This is a genomic window from Nonomuraea sp. NPDC050202 (genome assembly GCF_040656115.1).
Lineage (GTDB): Bacteria > Actinomycetota > Actinomycetes > Streptosporangiales > Streptosporangiaceae > Nonomuraea.
The window spans coordinates 83,814-100,437 of record NZ_JBFALF010000022.1 but is presented as its reverse complement, the minus strand read 5'-3'; the positions used below and the strand labels follow the sequence as shown (position 1 = coordinate 100,437).

At 73.7% G+C, this 16,624-nt stretch carries 15 protein-coding genes; 8 read left to right on the top strand and 7 right to left on the bottom strand.

Going from position 1 to position 16,624, the window contains the following annotated elements; translation table 11 throughout:
• Window positions 1–93: 93 nt before the first annotated feature.
• Window positions 94–576 (top strand): hypothetical protein, encoded by a 483-nt coding sequence (locus AB0I79_RS41210; RefSeq protein ID WP_357885397.1) that lies wholly within the window; start codon window positions 94–96, stop codon window positions 574–576.
• 88 nt (window positions 577–664) lie between these two features.
• Here the strand turns inward: AB0I79_RS41210 and AB0I79_RS41205 are convergent, their stop codons facing one another.
• A complete protein-coding gene (locus AB0I79_RS41205; protein WP_357885395.1) occupies window positions 665–1,960 on the bottom strand; it encodes a cytochrome P450 in 1,296 nt (431 codons plus the stop codon).
• Between the two features lie 291 nt (window positions 1,961–2,251).
• Between AB0I79_RS41205 and AB0I79_RS41200 the strand changes: the two genes are divergently transcribed.
• Window positions 2,252–4,141, top strand: coding sequence for a S9 family peptidase (locus AB0I79_RS41200; protein ID WP_357885393.1), 1,890 nt, complete (start codon window positions 2,252–2,254; stop codon window positions 4,139–4,141).
• A gap of 43 nt (window positions 4,142–4,184) precedes the next feature.
• Window positions 4,185–4,724, top strand: coding sequence for a TIGR00730 family Rossman fold protein (locus AB0I79_RS41195; RefSeq protein WP_357885391.1), 540 nt, complete (start codon window positions 4,185–4,187; stop codon window positions 4,722–4,724).
• On the opposite strand, the gene AB0I79_RS41190 is transcribed toward AB0I79_RS41195, so the two are convergent.
• Together AB0I79_RS41190 and AB0I79_RS41185 are read right to left on the bottom strand one after the other, a co-directional pair.
• Complete coding sequence (locus AB0I79_RS41190; protein ID WP_357885389.1) at window positions 4,694–5,647, bottom strand: LLM class flavin-dependent oxidoreductase; 954 nt, start codon at window positions 5,645–5,647, stop codon at window positions 4,694–4,696. The genes AB0I79_RS41195 and AB0I79_RS41190 overlap by 31 nt on opposite strands.
• A 72-nt stretch (window positions 5,648–5,719) precedes the next feature.
• Window positions 5,720–6,184: a MarR family transcriptional regulator gene (locus AB0I79_RS41185; protein ID WP_357885387.1), complete on the bottom strand. Its 465-nt coding sequence runs from the start codon at window positions 6,182–6,184 to the stop codon at window positions 5,720–5,722.
• Between the two features lie 89 nt (window positions 6,185–6,273).
• On the opposite strand from AB0I79_RS41185, the gene AB0I79_RS41180 reads away from it, so the two are divergent.
• Together AB0I79_RS41180 and AB0I79_RS41175 are read left to right on the top strand one after the other, a co-directional pair.
• The gene (locus AB0I79_RS41180; protein WP_357885385.1) at window positions 6,274–6,636 is read left to right on the top strand and encodes a hypothetical protein; all 363 of its coding nucleotides are present in this window, start codon (window positions 6,274–6,276) and stop codon (window positions 6,634–6,636) included.
• Between the two features lie 171 nt (window positions 6,637–6,807).
• Window positions 6,808–8,442 (top strand): MmgE/PrpD family protein, encoded by a 1,635-nt coding sequence (locus AB0I79_RS41175; protein WP_357885383.1) that lies wholly within the window; start codon window positions 6,808–6,810, stop codon window positions 8,440–8,442.
• A gap of 105 nt (window positions 8,443–8,547) precedes the next feature.
• Here the strand turns inward: AB0I79_RS41175 and AB0I79_RS41170 are convergent, their stop codons facing one another.
• From AB0I79_RS41170 to AB0I79_RS41155, 4 genes are all read right to left on the bottom strand, one after another.
• On the bottom strand, window positions 8,548–10,305 hold the full coding sequence (locus AB0I79_RS41170; protein ID WP_357885381.1) for a hypothetical protein: 1,758 nt from the start codon (window positions 10,303–10,305) through the stop codon (window positions 8,548–8,550).
• A 279-nt stretch (window positions 10,306–10,584) separates the two neighbouring features.
• Window positions 10,585–11,781, bottom strand: coding sequence for a CoA transferase (locus tag AB0I79_RS41165; protein WP_357885379.1), 1,197 nt, complete (start codon window positions 11,779–11,781; stop codon window positions 10,585–10,587).
• 24 nt (window positions 11,782–11,805) lie between these two features.
• Window positions 11,806–13,215, bottom strand: coding sequence for an amidohydrolase family protein (locus AB0I79_RS41160; protein WP_357885377.1), 1,410 nt, complete (start codon window positions 13,213–13,215; stop codon window positions 11,806–11,808).
• Window positions 13,212–14,030 carry an IclR family transcriptional regulator gene (locus AB0I79_RS41155; protein ID WP_357885375.1) on the bottom strand — a complete coding sequence of 273 codons (819 nt, stop codon included), beginning with the start codon at window positions 14,028–14,030 and terminating at the stop codon, window positions 13,212–13,214. Before AB0I79_RS41155 ends, AB0I79_RS41160 begins: the two co-directional genes overlap by 4 nt.
• 88 nt (window positions 14,031–14,118) lie before the next feature.
• On the opposite strand from AB0I79_RS41155, the gene AB0I79_RS41150 reads away from it, so the two are divergent.
• From AB0I79_RS41150 to AB0I79_RS41140, 3 genes are all read left to right on the top strand, one after another.
• On the top strand, window positions 14,119–14,913 hold the full coding sequence (locus tag AB0I79_RS41150) for a cyclase family protein (RefSeq protein WP_357885373.1): 795 nt from the start codon (window positions 14,119–14,121) through the stop codon (window positions 14,911–14,913).
• 122 nt (window positions 14,914–15,035) lie between these two features.
• Window positions 15,036–16,166: an acyltransferase family protein gene (locus tag AB0I79_RS41145; protein ID WP_357885371.1), complete on the top strand. Its 1,131-nt coding sequence runs from the start codon at window positions 15,036–15,038 to the stop codon at window positions 16,164–16,166.
• Window positions 16,167–16,234: 68 nt separating this feature from the next.
• Entirely contained in the window at window positions 16,235–16,576 is a 342-nt protein-coding gene (locus AB0I79_RS41140) for a hypothetical protein (RefSeq protein WP_357885369.1), read from the top strand.
• Window positions 16,577–16,624 lie beyond the last annotated feature (48 nt).

Sequence of the window (16,624 nt, the reverse complement as noted above, 5' to 3'; positions counted from 1 at the left end):
CTGCAGCCGGCCACCTGCTTGGTCAGCCGCTCCTGCACCTGCAGATCGCGGGCGAACAGTTCGGCGACCCGGGCGAGCTTCGACAGCCCCAGGATGCGGTCGCCGGGCAGGCGCCCCGCAACACCGTCTCGTTCCACCTGGACAAGCTGGTGGGCCGAGGGGCTGCTCGAAGCCGTCTACCAGCGTCGCACCGGCCGCACCGGTCCCGGCCAGGCGGCGCAGGCCTCAGGAGAGCCGCCCCGCGCCGCGCTCGACCGGCGCGCCCGCGAGCTGGGCGGCGAACTCGGCAGGAAGGCGCGCTCCGCCGCCCCCGCGCCCTGCCCCCGCGACGCGGTCATGCTCGCCCTGGAGTCCCTCGGGTACGAGCCCCGCGCCGTCGGCGACACCGTCGACCTCGTCAACTGCCCCTTCCACAGCCTGGCCCGGCAACACACCGAGCTGGTCTGCGGGATGAACCTGTGCCTCGTCACCGGCCTCCTCGAAGGCCTCGCCGCAACGGACGTCACCGCCCGCCTGGAGCCCGACCCCGAACACTGCTGCGTCCGCCTCCACCCGGCCGGCCACCCTTCCTCCTGAGCCCGACCGGCAGGCCGGGCGGTCGGGGCGGCAGGCCGGGCGGCGGGTACCGGCCGCATCCAGTTCTGGCGCGGGAGGACCGCGGGGGTCATCGTGGGCGGCGCAGCCCGCGCAGGAAGGTCCACAGCGGTGAGCGGGCCTGCTTCCCGGCGGGCTCGTCCGCCGGAGGCTGCTGCGGGGCGGGCGCCTCGTCCGCGGCCGGGCCGCTCCTCCGGGGTTGCGGGGCCTGGGCGAGCTCGTACTGGACGGGCAGCGACCGCAGCGCCCGCATGAACGGCGAAGGCCGCCAGGGCAGCTGGTCGGCCGGGAGCGCGAGCTTCACCTTGGACATCCGCTTGAACAGCCGGTGCACGGCGATGGCGGTGATCCGGGTCGCCAGGAGCTGGCCGAGGCAGTTGTGCGGCCCCGCGCCCCAGGCCAGGTGGGCGCGGGTGGTGCGGATGGCATGCCAGTCGATCGCCCCGGCGAAGCGCGGATCCTGGTGGGCGGCGGCGACGGAGAGCATCACGGGATCGCCGGGGGCGATGGTGTAGTTGCCCAGCTTCACCTCGGTCAGCGCGTAGCGGAAGGTGAGGTTGGCCATCGGCGGGTTGAGCAGGGCGACCCTGTTCAACGTCTCGTCGATGGCGCCCACCGACAGGCTCTCGCGCACGTCCGGGTTGGCGGCGACCTCGACGACCACGTTGCAGACGAGGCTGGCGGTGAAGTCCAGCAGGCCGGGCAGCATGAGCAGCTCGCGGGCCAGCTCGTCCAGGGTGATGTCGGGCTTGGCCTTGATCAGGTAGGACGGCAGGTCGTCGCCGGGGGCCGCGCGCTTGGCGGCGCCCAGCTCGGTCATGGCGGCGTACAGCCGCTCGAACGCCGCGGCCGCCTCCGGGCCGGCGTCGATCATCCGCCAGATGTCCATGACGACGTCCTCGCCGCGGGCGGCGGTGAAGCCGAGCATGCGGTTGGCGACCATGAGCGGGAGCGGCCGCGCGTACTGGGCGGCCAGGTCGGCCCACCCGGTGGCGCCGCCCTCCGCCAGCACGCCGATGAGGTCGTCGGCGTAGCGCACGACGGCCTGCTCCAGCTGCTGCGCCTGGGGGTGGCCGTGGTCCTGGAAGGGGGCCAGCGCGCTGGTCCAGGCGTGGCGCAGCGCGTTCTGGGCGGCGCCTTCCTGGAACGTCGAGTTGTTGACCTGGAAGACGGGCAGCAGGGGCCAGTCGGCCGGGATCCGGCCTTCGGCGTGCGCCTTCCACCTGTCCACGCGCTTGCTCCACACGCCTCCGGAGTTCTGCAGGACGCGGAGCACCTCCTCGTACCCCATGACGAACCAGACCGGCACCCCGAGGAGATCGACCGGCGCGACGGGGCCGTAGATCTTGCGCAGTCTTTCGTGCACTTGCGCGGGGTCCGCGTCGTAGTCCCTGGTCAGCAGTGGCTCGGGGGTTGCCGGCGCCGGTGTCGCGGGGGGTTGCTGGGGCCACGGGCCTTGGGTCACGTGCTGAACTACCTCTCTGCTCGCTGCTCCGCCGTCACGGATCGTGGAACGCGTGACGCGTTCTGGGAGCTTACGGCTGTTTCACGCAGAAGGTGTGCAGCATCACGAATTGTAACCAAAGGCGGGGTGTGCAGGAATATGTGATCTCCGCGCCGCTATGGCCGCCGGAGCGCTGCGGTTAGGGTCGTGCGCATGAAACCTGCGGATATCTCCCTTTTGCATGCTCTCGGCGCGCCGACGATCTCGCCCGACGGGAAGCATGCGATCGTCGCCGTCACGCGGCCCGACCTCGAGGCCGACGAGTACCGCGGCGGCCTCTGGCTGGTCCCGACCGACGGTTCGGCCGAGCCGCGCCGGCTGACGCGGGGGCCGCGCGACGCCGAGCCGGCGTACTCCCCCGACGGCGCCTGGCTGGCCTTCGTCCGCGGCGGTGACGGCGCCAAGCCGCAGCTCTACGTGATGCCCACCGGCGGCGGCGAGCCACGGAAGGTGACCGACCAGCCGCTCGGCGTCAGCGAGCCGGTGTGGAGCCCCGACTCGCGGCGGCTGGCCTTCGTCGCGCGCGTGCCCGAGGAGGGCCGGTACGGCGAGGGCGAGCCGGACAAGGAACGCCCTCGCCGCATCACCGGCTTCCATTACCGCTGGGACAACGTGGGCTTCGTCCTCGACCGGCGCGCGCACGTCTTCGTCGTCGACCCCTTCGCCGAGGAGCCCGCGCCCGCCCAGGTCACCGAGGGCGACTTCGACCACGGCGAGGTGGCCTGGAGCCCGGACGGCTCGCTGCTGGCGTTCGTGGCGGCCCGTCACGACGAGCGCGACGCCTCGCTCGCCAACGACGTGTGGGTGAGCGCCCCCGACGGCTCGGGCCTGCGCCGGGTGACCGCCACCGACCTGGCGGTGGCCGCGCCGCGCTTCACCCCGGACGGCGACGCCGTGTGCTTCCTCGGCACCGTCATCGGCCCCGAGCGCCGCCACCTGGTCTGCAGGAACCTCGGGCTCTGGCTGGCGCCGCTCGCCGGCGGCGAGGCCCGCCGCCTCACCGACGAGGAGCGCTTCCACGTCTGCGAGGACCCCTACGCGCCCACGGCCGACGGCGTGCTGGTCACCGTGGAGAACCGGGGCGCCAGGGACCTGCTGCGGGTGCCGTACGCGGGCACGGAGCCGGACGTCCTGATCGGCGGCCGGCGTGAGGTCAACGCCGTCGCCCACGCCGGCGGTGTCACCGTCGCGGTCGTCGCCGACGCCCGCACCCCGGGCGAGCTGGTCGCCCTGCGCGACGGCGGCGAGACCACCCTCACCTCCTTCGGCCGCGACCTCGACGTGCTGCCCATCGAGGAGGTCACCGGCACGGCGCCCGACGGCTACCCCGTGCACGGCTGGATCGTCCGTCCCGCCGGCGAGGGCCCGCACCCGGTGCTCCTCATGATCCACGGCGGCCCCTTCACGCAGTACGGCTGGCACGTCTTCGACGAGGCGCAGGTCTACGCCTCGGCCGGGTACGCGGTCGTCATGGGCAACCCGCGCGGCTCGTCCGGCTACGGCCAGGCGCACGGCCGGCACATCATCGGCGACGTCGGCCGCCTGTCGGCGATCGACCTGCTGGCGCTGCTGGACGCCGCCCTGGCCACCGGCGGCCTGGACGCCTCCCGCGCCGGCGTGCTCGGCGGCTCGCACGGCGGCTTCATGACCACCTGGCTGGCCGCGCACCACGGCGAGCGGTTCAAGGCGGCGATCAGCGAGCGCGCGCTCAACGCGATCGACAGCTTCCACGGCAGCAGCGACATCGGCTGGTCGTTCACCCGTGACCTGTACGGCGAGGACCAGGCGCGCTGGGTGGAGCAGAGCCCGCTCACGCACGCCGACAAGATCGAGATGCCGTTCCTGATCATCCACTCGGAGCACGACTGGCGGTGCCCGGTGGAGCAGGCGCAGCGGCTGTTCGTCAAGCTCCGGCTGCGCGGGGTGGAGACGGAGCTGCTGCTGTTCCAGGGAGAGGGTCACGAGCTGTCCCGCTCGGGGCTGCCCAGCCATCGGGTGGCCCGTTTCGAGGCCATCCTCGACTGGTGGGGGCGGCACCTGTGACCCCGTCCCGCGGCGCGGCGGGCACCCCCCTACGGTGGTCCTCATGAACATTTGCGTCTTCCTGTCGGCCGCTGACCTGCCCGAGACCTACACCCGGCCCGCCCGCGAGTTCGCCGAGCTGATCGGCAAGGGCGGGCACACGCTGGTCTGGGGAGGCTCCGACGTGGGCCTGATGAAGGTGGTGGCCGACAGCGTGCACGCGGCGGGCGGGCGGCTGATGGGCGTCTCGGTGGACTTCCTGGCCGGCAAGGCGCGCCGCGGCGTGGACGACATGATCATCGCCTCCGACCTCGCCGAGCGCAAGAAGCTGCTGCTGGAGAAGGCGGACGCGGTGGTCATCATGGTGGGCGGCACGGGCACGCTGGACGAGGCCACCGAGATCATGGAGCTGAAGAAGCACGGGCGGACGGACAAGCCCGTCGTGCTGCTGAACACGGCGGGCTTCTACGACGGCCTCAAGGAGCAGTTCCGGCGGATGGAGGACGAGGGTTTCCTGCCGCGTCCCCTCACCGACCTGGTCTTCTTCGCTGAGGAGCCCGTGGGCGCGATGGCCTACCTGGAGGAGTCGCTCGGCATCGAGTGACGCCGCTCGCGGCCGTGCTCCTTCGCCACCGCCTCGCGTACGGCGGGGGCGATCTCCTGGGCCCAGCGGGCCAGGGTGGTGGCGTCGACGGCGCCGTGGCCGGCGGCGAAGAGCGTGAAGCCTGACGCGCCGTGCTCCAGGACGGCCCCGGTCAGCTCCTCGACCCACTGGCCGGGGGAGCCACCGAGCCAGCGGCCCTCACCGTCGCGGGTGGCGGGCAGCGGCCGGTCGGTGATGCGCCCGGGGAGGTTGAAGACCGTGCGGATCTCGCCCGGGTCGCGGCCGGCGGCCACCGCCGCCTCGTCGATGATCGGGCGCGAGGACCGGTAGCGCTCGCTGAGCCAGTCGGCCGCGTGCCCGGGGATCCAGCCGTCGGCCACGCGGCCGGTGGCGGCCAGGGACTTCGGGCCGACCGATCCGGTCCACACGGGCGGCGCGGCCACCGGAGCGGGCTCGATCCGGTGCACCTGGTAGTGGGCGCCCTCGAAGGTGACCGGGGAGCCGCCTCCGGACAGCAGCTTGACCAGGACGATCGCCTCCTCGAAGGCGTCGACGGCGTCGCCGGGCGACAGCCGCGGCACGCCCATGTCGGCGATGCGGTCCCACAGCCCGCCCGCGCCCATGCCGAGCACGACCCGGCCCTCCGACAGGGCCGACAACGACGTCACCGTCCTGGCCAGCATGGCGGGCGGCCGGGTCGGCAGGTTGGTCACGTTGGCGAAGCCCGCGATGTGCCGGGTGCGCCCGAGGACGAAGCCGAGCGCGGCGTAGGCGTCCAGGCGGCCGCCGATGTAGGGGTGGTCCGACAGGGTGAAGAGGTCCAGCCCGTCCCGGTCGGCCTGCTGGGTCATGCGCAACAGCTCAGGTATGTCGTCGATGCCGGGATGCGTGCCGAACCCGAAGACGACGTCATGTGCGGACATTTTCCTGCCTCTCAACGCTCAGTTCGTGCCACGAACCATATTAGTTCGTGGCACGAACTGCAACCCCGTCGCTCAGTGCGGGCGGACCGACTCCATGAAGACGGTGGGCACCTTGTTGTCCGCCACGACGCGCCCGAGCAGGGCGGCTAGCGCGTCGCGCTCCTCCTCGGGGAATCCGGAGACCAGCTCCTCGACGCGGCGGCAGGTCTCGGTGTAGAACTCGCCGGCCAGCTTGGCGCCCCGCCTGGTGAGCCCCACCCGCACCGCGCGCGAGTCGTGCGGATCGGGCCTGCGCTCGACCAGGCCGTTGCGCTCGCTGCGGTCGACCAGGCCGGTCAGGCTCGACTTGGCCAGACCGAGCAGCGCGCCCAGCTCGCTCATGCCGTACGGGCGCGGCATCAGGACGCACAACAGCTGGCCCTGCTGCTGGGTGATGCCGTACTCGCGGGCGGAGGCCTCGTACACGGCGTTCACCAGGAACGTGGACCGTACCAGGGCCGCCACTATCCCGATCGGGCCGTCAACATGCTCATTCACCGCCCAAGAATAACAAAATTCGCGGGACGAACTACTCCGGCGGGACGGCCGGTAGGATTGGACTCGTGGCACGCCGGGAGGGAGGGCGCGTGGCAGTGGCACGAGTGCTGGTGATCGGTCTCGATCCCGCCAGGATCGAGGGCTGGGACCCCGAGCCGGTCCAGGCGGCGATCGCACGCGGCCAGGCCCGGTTCGCCGGCCTCGGCATCGAGGCCGACTGGTGCCTGGTGGCGGTCGGCGACGACCCCGAAGGGGCGATCGTCGCGGCGCTGACCCGCGCGGAGCACGGCTGCGTGGTGATCGGGGGCGGCATCCGCACCTACGAGCCGATGCTCGAGCTCTTCGAGAAGGTCGTCAACCTGGTGCGGCTGCACGCGCCCGGCGCCGCCATCGCCTTCAACAGCACCCCGGAGGACTGCGCGGACGCGGCGCTGAGGTGGCTGCGCCGGTAGATCTCGGCCGGACACACCGCCCGCGACCATGAGCCGGGCTGGAGCGCCCGAACGAGCGCGAGTCGCACAACTGGAAGCCGGGCGACCCGTGCCCGCCCGATCATCTCCGCCCTTCCCGTACGCCGCCGTTCCCGCGGACGATGGGACGGCGACGGCTTGTGAGGAGAGCGGATGACGTACGTGAGGCGGCTGGCCGAGTTCGCGGTGGCGTGCAGGGACGGGGAACTGCCGGCCGCGGTGCGGGACGACGTGCCGGGCCGGGTGCTGGACGTGCTCGGCAACTGCCTGGCCGCCTGCGCCGAGCCGGACGGGGACGCCGCGCCGGCGGTGCTGCGTGCCGTACGGCGCTGGGGCGGCAGCGGCGAGGCGACCGTGATCGGGAGCGGCGACCGGCTGCCTGCGCCGTCGGCGGCGCTGGTCAACGGCACCCTCGCGCACGCGCTCGACTTCGACGACACGCACCTGCCGTCCGTGCTGCACCCGAGCGCGTCCGTCGTGCCCGCGGCGCTGGCGGCTGCCCAGAGCGCGGGCGCGCGCTGGAGCCTGCCCGCAGCGTCGTTTCACGCGGAGCGGGGGACGGCGCAGGACGCGAGCGCGTCTTGCGGGGAGCGTGGGGCTGGCGCCTTTCATGCGGACGGGGTGGACGCGTTTCCTGCGGACCGTGGGGCTGGCGCGTTCTATGCGGACGCGGTGGACGCGTTTCCTGCGGACCGTGGAGTGGGCGCTTTTCCTGCGGAGCCGGTGGCGGCGCAGAGGGCGGGGGCGTCCGGTGCGGAGCTGGTGGCGGCGGTCGCGGCGGGGATCGAGGTGTGCGGCCGGCTCGGCATGGCGTCCTACCTGCCGCAGGAGCGCAACTCGCTCTTCTTCGAGCAGGGCCAGCACGCGACCTCCATCTGCGGCACGCTGGGCGCCGCCGTGGCCGCGGGGCTGCTGTTCGGGCTGACGGCCGAGGGGGTGGCGCACGCGATGGGCGTGGCGGCCTCGATGGGGGCCGGTCTGATCGAGGCCAACCGTACGGGCGGGACGGTCAAGCGGGTGCACTGCGGGTGGGCCGCGCACGCCGGGGTGTCGGCCGCGGTGCTGGCCGCGGAGGGGCTGACCGGGCCACCGACGGTGCTGGAGGGGCGGTTCGGGTTCTTCCAGGCATGGCTGGGCGGGCGGTACGACGCCGATGCGCTGATGTCGGGGCTGGGCGAGCGGTGGGAGCTGCTGCGTACGGTCTACAAGCCGTACCCGACCAACCATTTCACCCACCCGGTCATCGACTGCGCGCTGGCGCTGCGGCGCGGCGGGCTGGACCCGTCGCGGATCGCGGAGGTCGAGGTGGGGGTGCCCGGCCCGGTGCTGCGCACGATCGCCGAGCCGCGGGAGGAGAAGGTCCGGCCGCGCTCGCCGTACCACGCGAAGTTCTCCGGCCCCTACACGGTCGCCGCGGCACTGCTGGGCGGGGGCGGGCTCGGGCTTGCGCTGGAGGACTTCGCCGCGCTGGACCCAGCGCGGCTGGAGCTGGCGGGGCGGGTGCGGTGCGTGGCCGACGAGCGGGCCTCGGAGATCTTTCCCAGGGCGTTCGCGGCGGTGGTACGGGTGCGGCTGCACGACGGCTCGACGCTGGAGCACCGGGTGGACTCCTCGCGCGGCGGGCCCGAGCACCCGCTCTCGGCAGCGGAGCTGGAGACGAAGTTCCGCTCCAACGCGGGCCGCGCGCTGCCTGAGGGCCGGGTGAGCGAACTGGCCGAGGCGGTGCGGAGGCTGGGCGCGGGCGGCACGGTGGATGACGTCCTGGCACGCACCGTACGAGCGTCCTAGCCGGACGTCAGACGGGACGGGGGCCGCCCTCGTCAGGCGGGACGGGGCGCCGCGCTCGTCAGGCGGGACGGGGTGCCGCGCTCGCCCGATGAACGGGTGCCGTTCTCATCCGATGAGGTGGCGCCGGACGGTTCGGGGTTCGGCCGGGCGGTTTCCGCGGAGGCGGCGAAGGTGCCCGGCCAGGGCCAGTGCCCGGCGGAGCGCGGGCAGCGCGGCGGCGTGGTCGCCCGCCTGCAGGTGCGCGTGCCCGAGGCGGCGGTAGGCCAGGCACTGGGCCTCGGCCGCGCCGAGGCGTTCCGCGGCGAACACGGCGGCCTCCCAGACGTGGACGCGGTCGTGGACGTGCCCCCTGCGCTGCAGCATCTCGTCCATGGACCAGGCGATCCGCCAGGTGTTCTCGTTCCAGTCCTGGTCGGCGGTCCAGCGCAGGAGGGCCAGCAGGCAGTCGCGCTCGGCGTCGAACCACTCCAGGGCGTCCTGCTCCGTCGTCAACGGGGTGAGATCGACGCCCTGCGCCGGTGGGTTCATGGTGATGGGCCGGATCTGCGGGGCCAGGGTGCGCTCGCCGCGGTTCGCGGTGTGCAGGTAGTGGTCGACCAGCCGTCTCAGCGCGGCGGCCGAGGAGGCGGGCCGTCCCTGCTCGATCGCGTACAGGCGGATCAGGTCGTGCATGCGGTAGCGGCCCGGCCGGTGCTGGACGACCAGGTGCGCGGCCTCCAGCAGGCGCATCAGCGTGCGCGTGCGTGCGGCGGGCAGGGCGGCGAGCGACGCCGCGGCAGGCAGGCCGACGTCGGGCACCGGCGCCGGGCCCAGGGCCAGGAACAACCCCCTGGCGTCCTCGGCGAGGCTCAGGCAGGAGGCCTGCAGGACGGCGCGCAGGCCGCCGGGGATCTCGCCCGCGTCCTGCGTCTCCGGATGGGTGACGGCGTTGCGCAGCTCGGCCGTGAGGGTGTCCAGGGGCAGATGCGGCCGGGCCGCGACGCGCGCCGCCACGATGCCGAGCACGAGCGGCAGGCCCGCGCAGTGGCGGATGAGGTCGCGCACGGCGTGCGGCTGGGTGGTGCCGGCGCTGCGGACGAGCAGCCGCGACGCCTCCTGCTCGCTCAGCCCCTCCAGCGGCAGCACCCGCACGCCGGGCCCGCCCGGGAACAGCTCCTGCACCCCGAGCCCGCCCGGAGGCAAGTCCTGCACCCCAAGCCTGCCCGGAGGCAAGTCCTGCACCCCAAGCCCGCCTGGGGACAACATGTGCGCGTCGGGCCCGCCCGGGGACAGCTCCTGCGCGCCAGACCCGCCCAACGACGGCACCTGCGCATCGGGCCCAGTGCAGGGCTGCTCCTGCGCGCTGTGCCCCGAGAGCGGCCGGCCCGGGTGCCGGCGGCTGGTCACCAGGACGGCGCTGGAGGTGGTGCCGGGCAGCAGCGTCTCCACCTGAGCCGGGGAGGCGGCGTCGTCGATCAGGACGAGCATGCGCCGGCCGGCCATCATGCTCCGGTAGAGCCCGGCCTGGGCCTCGGGCTCGGCGGGGACGGCCCGGGGGTCGGCGCCGAGCGCCAGCAGGAAGCCGCGCACCGCCTCCTCCGGCGGCACGGGCGGGGTCACGGGGTCGGAGCCGCGCAGGTTGACGTGGAGCTGCCCGTCCGGGAACAGGCCGGCGTTGCGGTCCGCCCAGTGCAGGGCCAGCCATGTCTTGCCGACGCCGCCCGCGCCCACGATCGCGACCGCTCTCGCGGCGCCCTCCTGGGACAGCGCCTCATCCAGGAGGCGAAGCTCCGCCTCCCGTCCACTGAACAGGTGGCCGGGCACAGCGGGCGATGGCCTGGGCACCACGGTGACCGACTCTGGCGGCTGCTGTCTCGCCACCACGGTGGCCGACTCCCGTGGCCGTGGTCTTGCCACTTCGGTGGCCGGCGCGGCCGGGAGCTGCCTGGGCACCGCGACGGCCGATGCGGGCGACGGAGGACCTGACGCCTCGAACCGCATGTGCGTCCTCATGGAGCTCCCCGATCGTCCTCGCGCCGATGAAAGATCGACTTTAGCCGCCCTCGCGCGACTTAAGCGGACGAATCAGGCAACCCATTCGCACCCGGCCACCCCTGCCGGATCCGCCCCTGCCCGATTCGTCCGTGGCGGGATTCGTCCGTGTCAGATGACGCCCTTCTCGCGCAACCCCGCCAGCTCCTGGCCGGTCAGACCGAGCAGCCCGCCGTAGACCTCGTCGTTGTGCTGGCCGAGCTCCGGCCCGGCGGTGCGCACCGCACCGGGCGTGGCCGACAGTTTCGGCACGACGTTCTGCATGGCCAGCTCGCCGAACTCGGGGTGCGGCACGCGCACGATGGCCTGGCGGGCGGCGAAGTGCGGGTCGGCGAACATGTCCTTGGCCGTGTAGATGCGCCCGGCCGGGACGCCGCCCTCGTGCAGCGCCCGCAGCAGGTCGCCGGCGGGCAGCTCGGCCGTCCAGGCGGCGACGAGCGCGTCCAGCTCCGCCATGTGCTCGCCGCGCGCGCCGTGCGTGGCGAAGCGGGCGTCGGCGGCCAGCTCGGGGCGGCCCATCACGCGGGCCAGCCGGGCGAAGACGCTGTCCTGGTTGGCGGCGATGAGGATGGACTCGCCGTCGGCGGTCGGGTAGACGTTGCTGGGTGAGACGTTCGGCAGCACGGGGCCGGTGCGTTTGCGCTGGTAGGAGGCCTGCTGCCATTCAGGCAGGAGCGACTCCATCATGGCCAGCACGGCCTCGTAGATCGCCGAGTCCACGACCTGGCCCCTGCCGCTGCGCTCGCGCTCGTGCAGCGCGACCAGGGTGCCGACGCAGGCGTGCGTGGCGGCCAGCGAGTCGCCGAGCGAGATCCCGGCCCGCGACGGCGGCCTGTCGGGGTCGCCGGTGACGTGGCGGATGCCGCCCATCGCCTCGCCGATCGACCCGTATCCGGCGCGCGGGGCGTACGGACCGGTCTGCCCGAAACCGGTCACCCGGGTGATCACCAGGCGGGGATTGATCGCGTGCAGTTCCTGCGGTGACAGGCTCCACCGCTCCAGCGTGCCGGGCCGGAAGTTCTCCAGCAGCACGTCGGCGCCGGCCACCAGCCGCTTGACGAGGTCCTGCCCCTCGGGGGTGCGCAGGTCGCAGGTGACGGACTTCTTGTTGCGCGCCACGACCGGCCACCACAGCGAACGCCCGTACGGCTTCTCCCTGCCCCACTCGCGCATCGGGTCGCCGCGCCCGGGGTCCTCCACCTTGATCACCTCGGCGCCGAAGTCGCCGAGCAGTTGCCCGCAGAACGGGCCGGCCAGGAGCTGGCCGAGTTCGACGACGCGCACGTCGTCCAGGGGCAGCGCGCTCATCTCCGCTCCTTACGGCGGTCCGTCTCAACGGTGCAGGTACGAGCCCGACGGCTCGCCGGCGGTCTTGCCCTCGTGGAAGGCGACCCGCCCGCCGACGACCGTGGTCACCGGCCAGCCGGTCACCCGGACGCCCTCGAACGGGCAGTGGTCCTGCCCCGACAGCAGCAGGTCCGTGGTGACGGTCCTGGTCAGCGCCGGGTCCAGGACGGTGAGGTCGGCGTCGAACCCGACAGCCAGGCCGCCTTTGCGCCCCCACAGGTTGAAGGCGCGGGCGGGGTTGGCGGCGGCGACCTCGGCGATCCTGGTCAGCGGCAGGCCCCGGCGCAGGTGCCCCTCGGAGAACAGCACGGGATACAGCAGCGCCGTGCCGCCGAACCCGGGTCTCGCCGGCCACAGGTCGTCGCCCTTGTGCTCCTCCAGGCAGCAGGCGTGGTCGGAGGCCACCCAGTCGATCCGCCCGTCGGCCACGCCCGCCCACAGCGCCTCGTTGTGCTCGCGGGTGCGGATCGGCGGGTTGACCTTGCCGCCCAGGCCGCCGCGCGCGTCCAGGTCGTCGTGGTCGAGGCACAGGTGGTGCAGGGTGGTCTCGCGCCTGGCGGGGGTGCGGGCGGCCGCCTCGAGCGCCTCGGCGCTCGACAGGTGCAGCAGGTTGATCTCGACGCCGGTGTGCCCGGCGAGCACGGCCGCCTCGGCGATGGCGAGCTGCTCGGTCAGGGGCGGGCGGGCCTGGGCGTAGGCGCGCAGGTTCTGGGGGGCGCCGCCGGCGCGTACGCGGTCGATGAAGACGCGCATCAGCTCCGACTGCTCGCAGTGCAGGCTCAGCGACAGCCGCCTGCCGGGGTGGGCGGCCTGCGTCTCGGCCAGCTTCTCCATGATCAGGTAGAGGTGTCCGAGGTCGTACTCGTCGCTCATGGTGAACGCCCGGGCGTCGCGGCTGTTGGCCGCCAGGTCGAAGCCCTTGTAGAACATGTAGTACTTGAACGAGGTGATGCCGTGCCCGGCGACGAGGGCGGGGATCTCGTCGATCTGGCCGGAGGTCATCGGGGCCAGGTGGAAGCCGTAGTCGGTCCACGCGCGCCCGGCGACCGCCCGCAGCACCTCGGGCAAGATCGTCTGGTACGGGCCGGTCCTGTCGAGGTAGTGCTGTCCTGTACGGAAGTAGGACAGGACGGTCGTCGCCCCGCCGACCAGGCAGGACCGCGTCTCCTCGAAGGCGTCCACCCCCAGGTCGCGGTAGATCCCCAGGTGGAAGTGGGCGTCCACCGCCCCCGGTAACACGATCTTCCCGGCGGCGTCGATCACCTCCGCGCCGCCGTCGAGGTCCTCGCCGATCGCGACGATCCGGCCGTCCCGTACGGCCAGGTCGGCGCGGACCTCGCCGTGGTACGGCAGGACCAGGGTTCCGCCCTTGACGAGCAGGTCGTATCGCATCATGGTGCCCCTTCCGCGGCGGCGTGGCCCATCCGGGCCGACAGTTTGCGGGTGGTCTCCAGCAGCGCCCGCGCGCACCGCCTCTCCTCGCCGCGGAAGCGCTCCAGCGGCCCGCACACGCTGATCACCCCGGCGGGCCGCCCGTGGTGGTCGAGCACGGGCGCGGCGACGGAGGCGGAGCCCGGCTGCCGCTCGGCCCGGGAGCGGGCGTAGCCGCGGCGCCGGACGGCCGCCAGGTCCGCGCGCAGCGCGGCCTCATCGACGGGCGTGCGCTCGGTGAGCCGGGTCAGCGGCTGCGTGGCGAAGTAGTCGTCGATCTCCTCCTCGGCCAGGAACGCCAGGAACGCCCGCGACGAGGCGCCGGCGTGCAGCGGGTACGGCACGCCGAGCGTCACCGACATGATCACCTCGCGGCTGGGGGTCGCCTGGTCGACGTAGACGCGCGCGTGCCCGGTGCGGATGGACAGCGTGGCCGTCTCCGACAGCGCCGTGGACAGGGCGACCAGCTCCGGCGCGGCGAGCCTGCGCAGGTCCAGCCGGTCAAGGTAGGCCAGGCCCAGCCGCATGGCGGTCAGGCCGAGCGAGTACCGCCTGCTCTGCTCGTCCAGGTCGATCAGGCCGCGCAGCCGCAGCGACGCCAGGATCCGGTGGACGGCCGCCTTCGACAGCTCCAGCCGCCCGGCGATCTCGGTGACCCCGAGGGTGCGCGCGGCCGGATCGGCGAACAGCACGAGCACGTCGGCCGCGCGCTCGACGGTCGCGACGGTCTGGCTGGCGCCGCCGGTGCCGCGGCGGCGCGGGTGCCCGGTCGTCGGCATGAGGGTGTGCCCTTCCTGCCGGTCGGCTCCTGCCGTACAGTCTGGAACAGCTTTCCTCGTAGTGGAACACCCTGAAGGACGTCCTCTCGTGCGAGCCCCGTGGGAGGCGCTGGCCGGGGCCGAGGTGTTCGACCTGGCCCAGCCGATGCGCACCGGCATGCCGCAGTCGCCCAACCATGTGCCGTTCCGGATGGTGCTGGAGCGCCGCCACGGGGACGTGGTGCGCGCCGACGGCGGGTCGGCGGCCAACGAGGTCATCGTCACCGGCGGCCACGTGGGCACCCACGTGGACGCGCTGGCGCACGTCTCGCAGGAGGGCAGGTTGCACGGCGGGCACGAGGCGGCGGCGGTGCAGGGGCATGCGGGGTTCACGGCGCTGGGCATCGACGCCTTCGAGCCGTACGTCGGCCGGGCCGTGCTGCTCGACGTGGCCGCCGTGCACGGTGTCGCCGCGCTGCCGCCGGGATACGAGATCACCCCCGCCGACCTGGACAGGGCCGCGGACGGGCTGGCGCCGCAACCGGGGGAGGCGCTGCTGATCGGCACGGGCTGGTCGCGGCACTGGGGCGAGCCGGAGCTGTTCACCGGCCAGTCCCGCGGCGCGCCCGGCCCGGGCGCGGCGGCCGGGCGCTGGCTGGCCGAGCGGCGCCCCCGCCTGGTGGGGGCCGAGAGCATCGCGTTCGAGCACATCCCGCCCGGGCACGGTCACGCCACGCTGCCGGTGCACCGGATCCTCCTGGTGGAGGCGGGGATCAACATCGTGGAGACCATGCGCCTGTGGCCGCTGCTGGACGCCGGCCACCGCGAGGTCCTGCTCATCGTCAACCCGCTGCCGCTGGCCGGCGCGACGGGCGCGCCCGTCAGGCCGCTGGCGCTGGCCTGACGGGCTCGCTCCGCGCAGGGGTGTGCCTAGCTCCACCCCTGTGTACGTCCAGGTGCATACCGGCTACTGCCCGCGCTTCCTAGCGTCGTCATCACGTCCGACGACCCGAAACGGAGTGCGCCATGAGAGCCGACCCCCGTCCCGCGCCACCAGCCCGGAGCAGCGCGTCCCCGACGCGGCTGTGGTTCGCCGACAACCTGCGGATCCTGCTGACCTCGCTGGTGGTCCTGCACCACGTCGCCGTCATGTACAGCGGGATGCCGCTGTGGTACTACACCGAGCCACCGACCAGCGTGGCGGCCAGCGTCGGCCTGTCGATCTTCCTGCTGGTGAACCAGGCCTGGTTCATGGGCGCGTTCTTCCTGCTGTCCGGCTACTTCACGCCCGGCTCCTACGACCGCAAGGGCCCCGGCGCGTTCCTGCGCGACCGGCTGATCCGCCTGGGGATCCCGCTGGTCGTGTTCTACTTCGTGCTCAGCCCGCTGCTGCACGCCGGCTCCTACCCGGACGGCTCGCCGCTGGCGGCCTACCTGGACACGATCGGCTCGGGGCCGCTGTGGTTCGTGCTCGCGCTGCTCGTCTTCGACGTCTGCTACGCCGCCGTCCGTCTCGCCGGCGCCCGGCGGCGGCCTCGGGAGCGGGCCGTCCGACCGCCCGCCCTGCCCATGGTGATCGCCTTCGTGGCGGTGCTGGCCCTGGGGACGTACGCGCTGCGGATCGTGCTCCCGGCGGGCACCTGGGTGCCGGTCGTCGACTTCCCGACCATCGCCTACCTGCCGCAGTACGTCAGCTTCTTCGTCGCAGGCACGGTGGCCTACCGGCGCGGCTGGTTCCACGCCGTCACCCCCCGCATGGGCTGGGCCGGGTTCGGCCTGGCCGCCGGGGCCAGCCTGGTGTTCCTGCCGCTCGCGCTGGCCGGCGGGCTGGAGGCGTGGATGGGGCACGGCACGCTGAGCTCCCTGTTCTTCGCGCTGTGGGACTCGGCGTTCGCGGTCGGCGCCGTGCTCGCGCTGCTCGCCCTCTTCCGCAGCAGGCTGGACGGCCAGGGGCCGCTGGGCCGCTACCTGTCGGCCCACGCGTTCACCGTGTACGTGATCCACGCGTTCGTGGTGACGGCGGCCGGTCTCGCGCTCGGTGCCCTGGCCTGGCCGACGCCGGCGAAGTTCGCACTCGTGGCCGCCGTGACGCTGCCGGCCTGTTTCGCGCTGGCGGGGCCCATCCGCCGGCTGCCCGGCGTCCGCCGCGTCCTGTGAGCGCCCTGAGGTGGCGCCCCCGCGATCCGGCGGAGTAAGTCACCGAAGATCGGCACAAGGGCCCCAGGTTGCCGCTGTTCGCCGGCCCGGGCACCCGCCCGGGCACCGCCGCGCGGGTGGCCGGCGGCACGGGTGGCCGGACGCTGCTGTTCGGGCTGCTGCCGCGGCCGGCGGTGGCGGTGAGCTGGACCGTGCTGGGCCTGTTCCTGGTCGTGGACCTGCTGGCGGAGTTCCGGCTGGCCGGCGGGGCCGTGCTCGAACTGTCGCCGTTCGTGCACGTGCCCGCGCTGCTGCTGGGCGGCGCGCCGTCACCGGCGGCGCCCCTGCTGGCGCTGACCGTACTGGCGGCCGGGCTGGCGGCGGCGGGCCTGGCGTTCCTGCGCCGCCGCGACCTGGCCCCCACGTCCTGAATTCCACGTCCTGAACCCCGCGTCGTGAACCCCGCGTCGCGAACCCCA

Bases quoted from the DNA above. Each gene is read 5' to 3' on its own strand.
- AB0I79_RS41160 (WP_357885377.1), bottom strand. From the start codon at position 13,215: ATGATGCGATACGACCTGCTCGTCAAGGGCGGAACCCTGGTCCTGCCG.
- AB0I79_RS41175 (WP_357885383.1), top strand. From the start codon at position 6,808: ATGACGTACGTGAGGCGGCTGGCCGAGTTCGCGGTGGCGTGCAGGGAC.
- AB0I79_RS41155 (WP_357885375.1), bottom strand. From the start codon at position 14,030: ATGCCGACGACCGGGCACCCGCGCCGCCGCGGCACCGGCGGCGCCAGC.
- AB0I79_RS41195 (WP_357885391.1), top strand. From the start codon at position 4,185: ATGAACATTTGCGTCTTCCTGTCGGCCGCTGACCTGCCCGAGACCTAC.
- AB0I79_RS41200 (WP_357885393.1), top strand. From the start codon at position 2,252: ATGAAACCTGCGGATATCTCCCTTTTGCATGCTCTCGGCGCGCCGACG.
- AB0I79_RS41145 (WP_357885371.1), top strand. From the start codon at position 15,036: ATGAGAGCCGACCCCCGTCCCGCGCCACCAGCCCGGAGCAGCGCGTCC.
- AB0I79_RS41165 (WP_357885379.1), bottom strand. From the start codon at position 11,781: ATGAGCGCGCTGCCCCTGGACGACGTGCGCGTCGTCGAACTCGGCCAG.
- AB0I79_RS41190 (WP_357885389.1), bottom strand. From the start codon at position 5,647: ATGTCCGCACATGACGTCGTCTTCGGGTTCGGCACGCATCCCGGCATC.
- AB0I79_RS41210 (WP_357885397.1), top strand. From the start codon at position 94: ATGCGGTCGCCGGGCAGGCGCCCCGCAACACCGTCTCGTTCCACCTGG.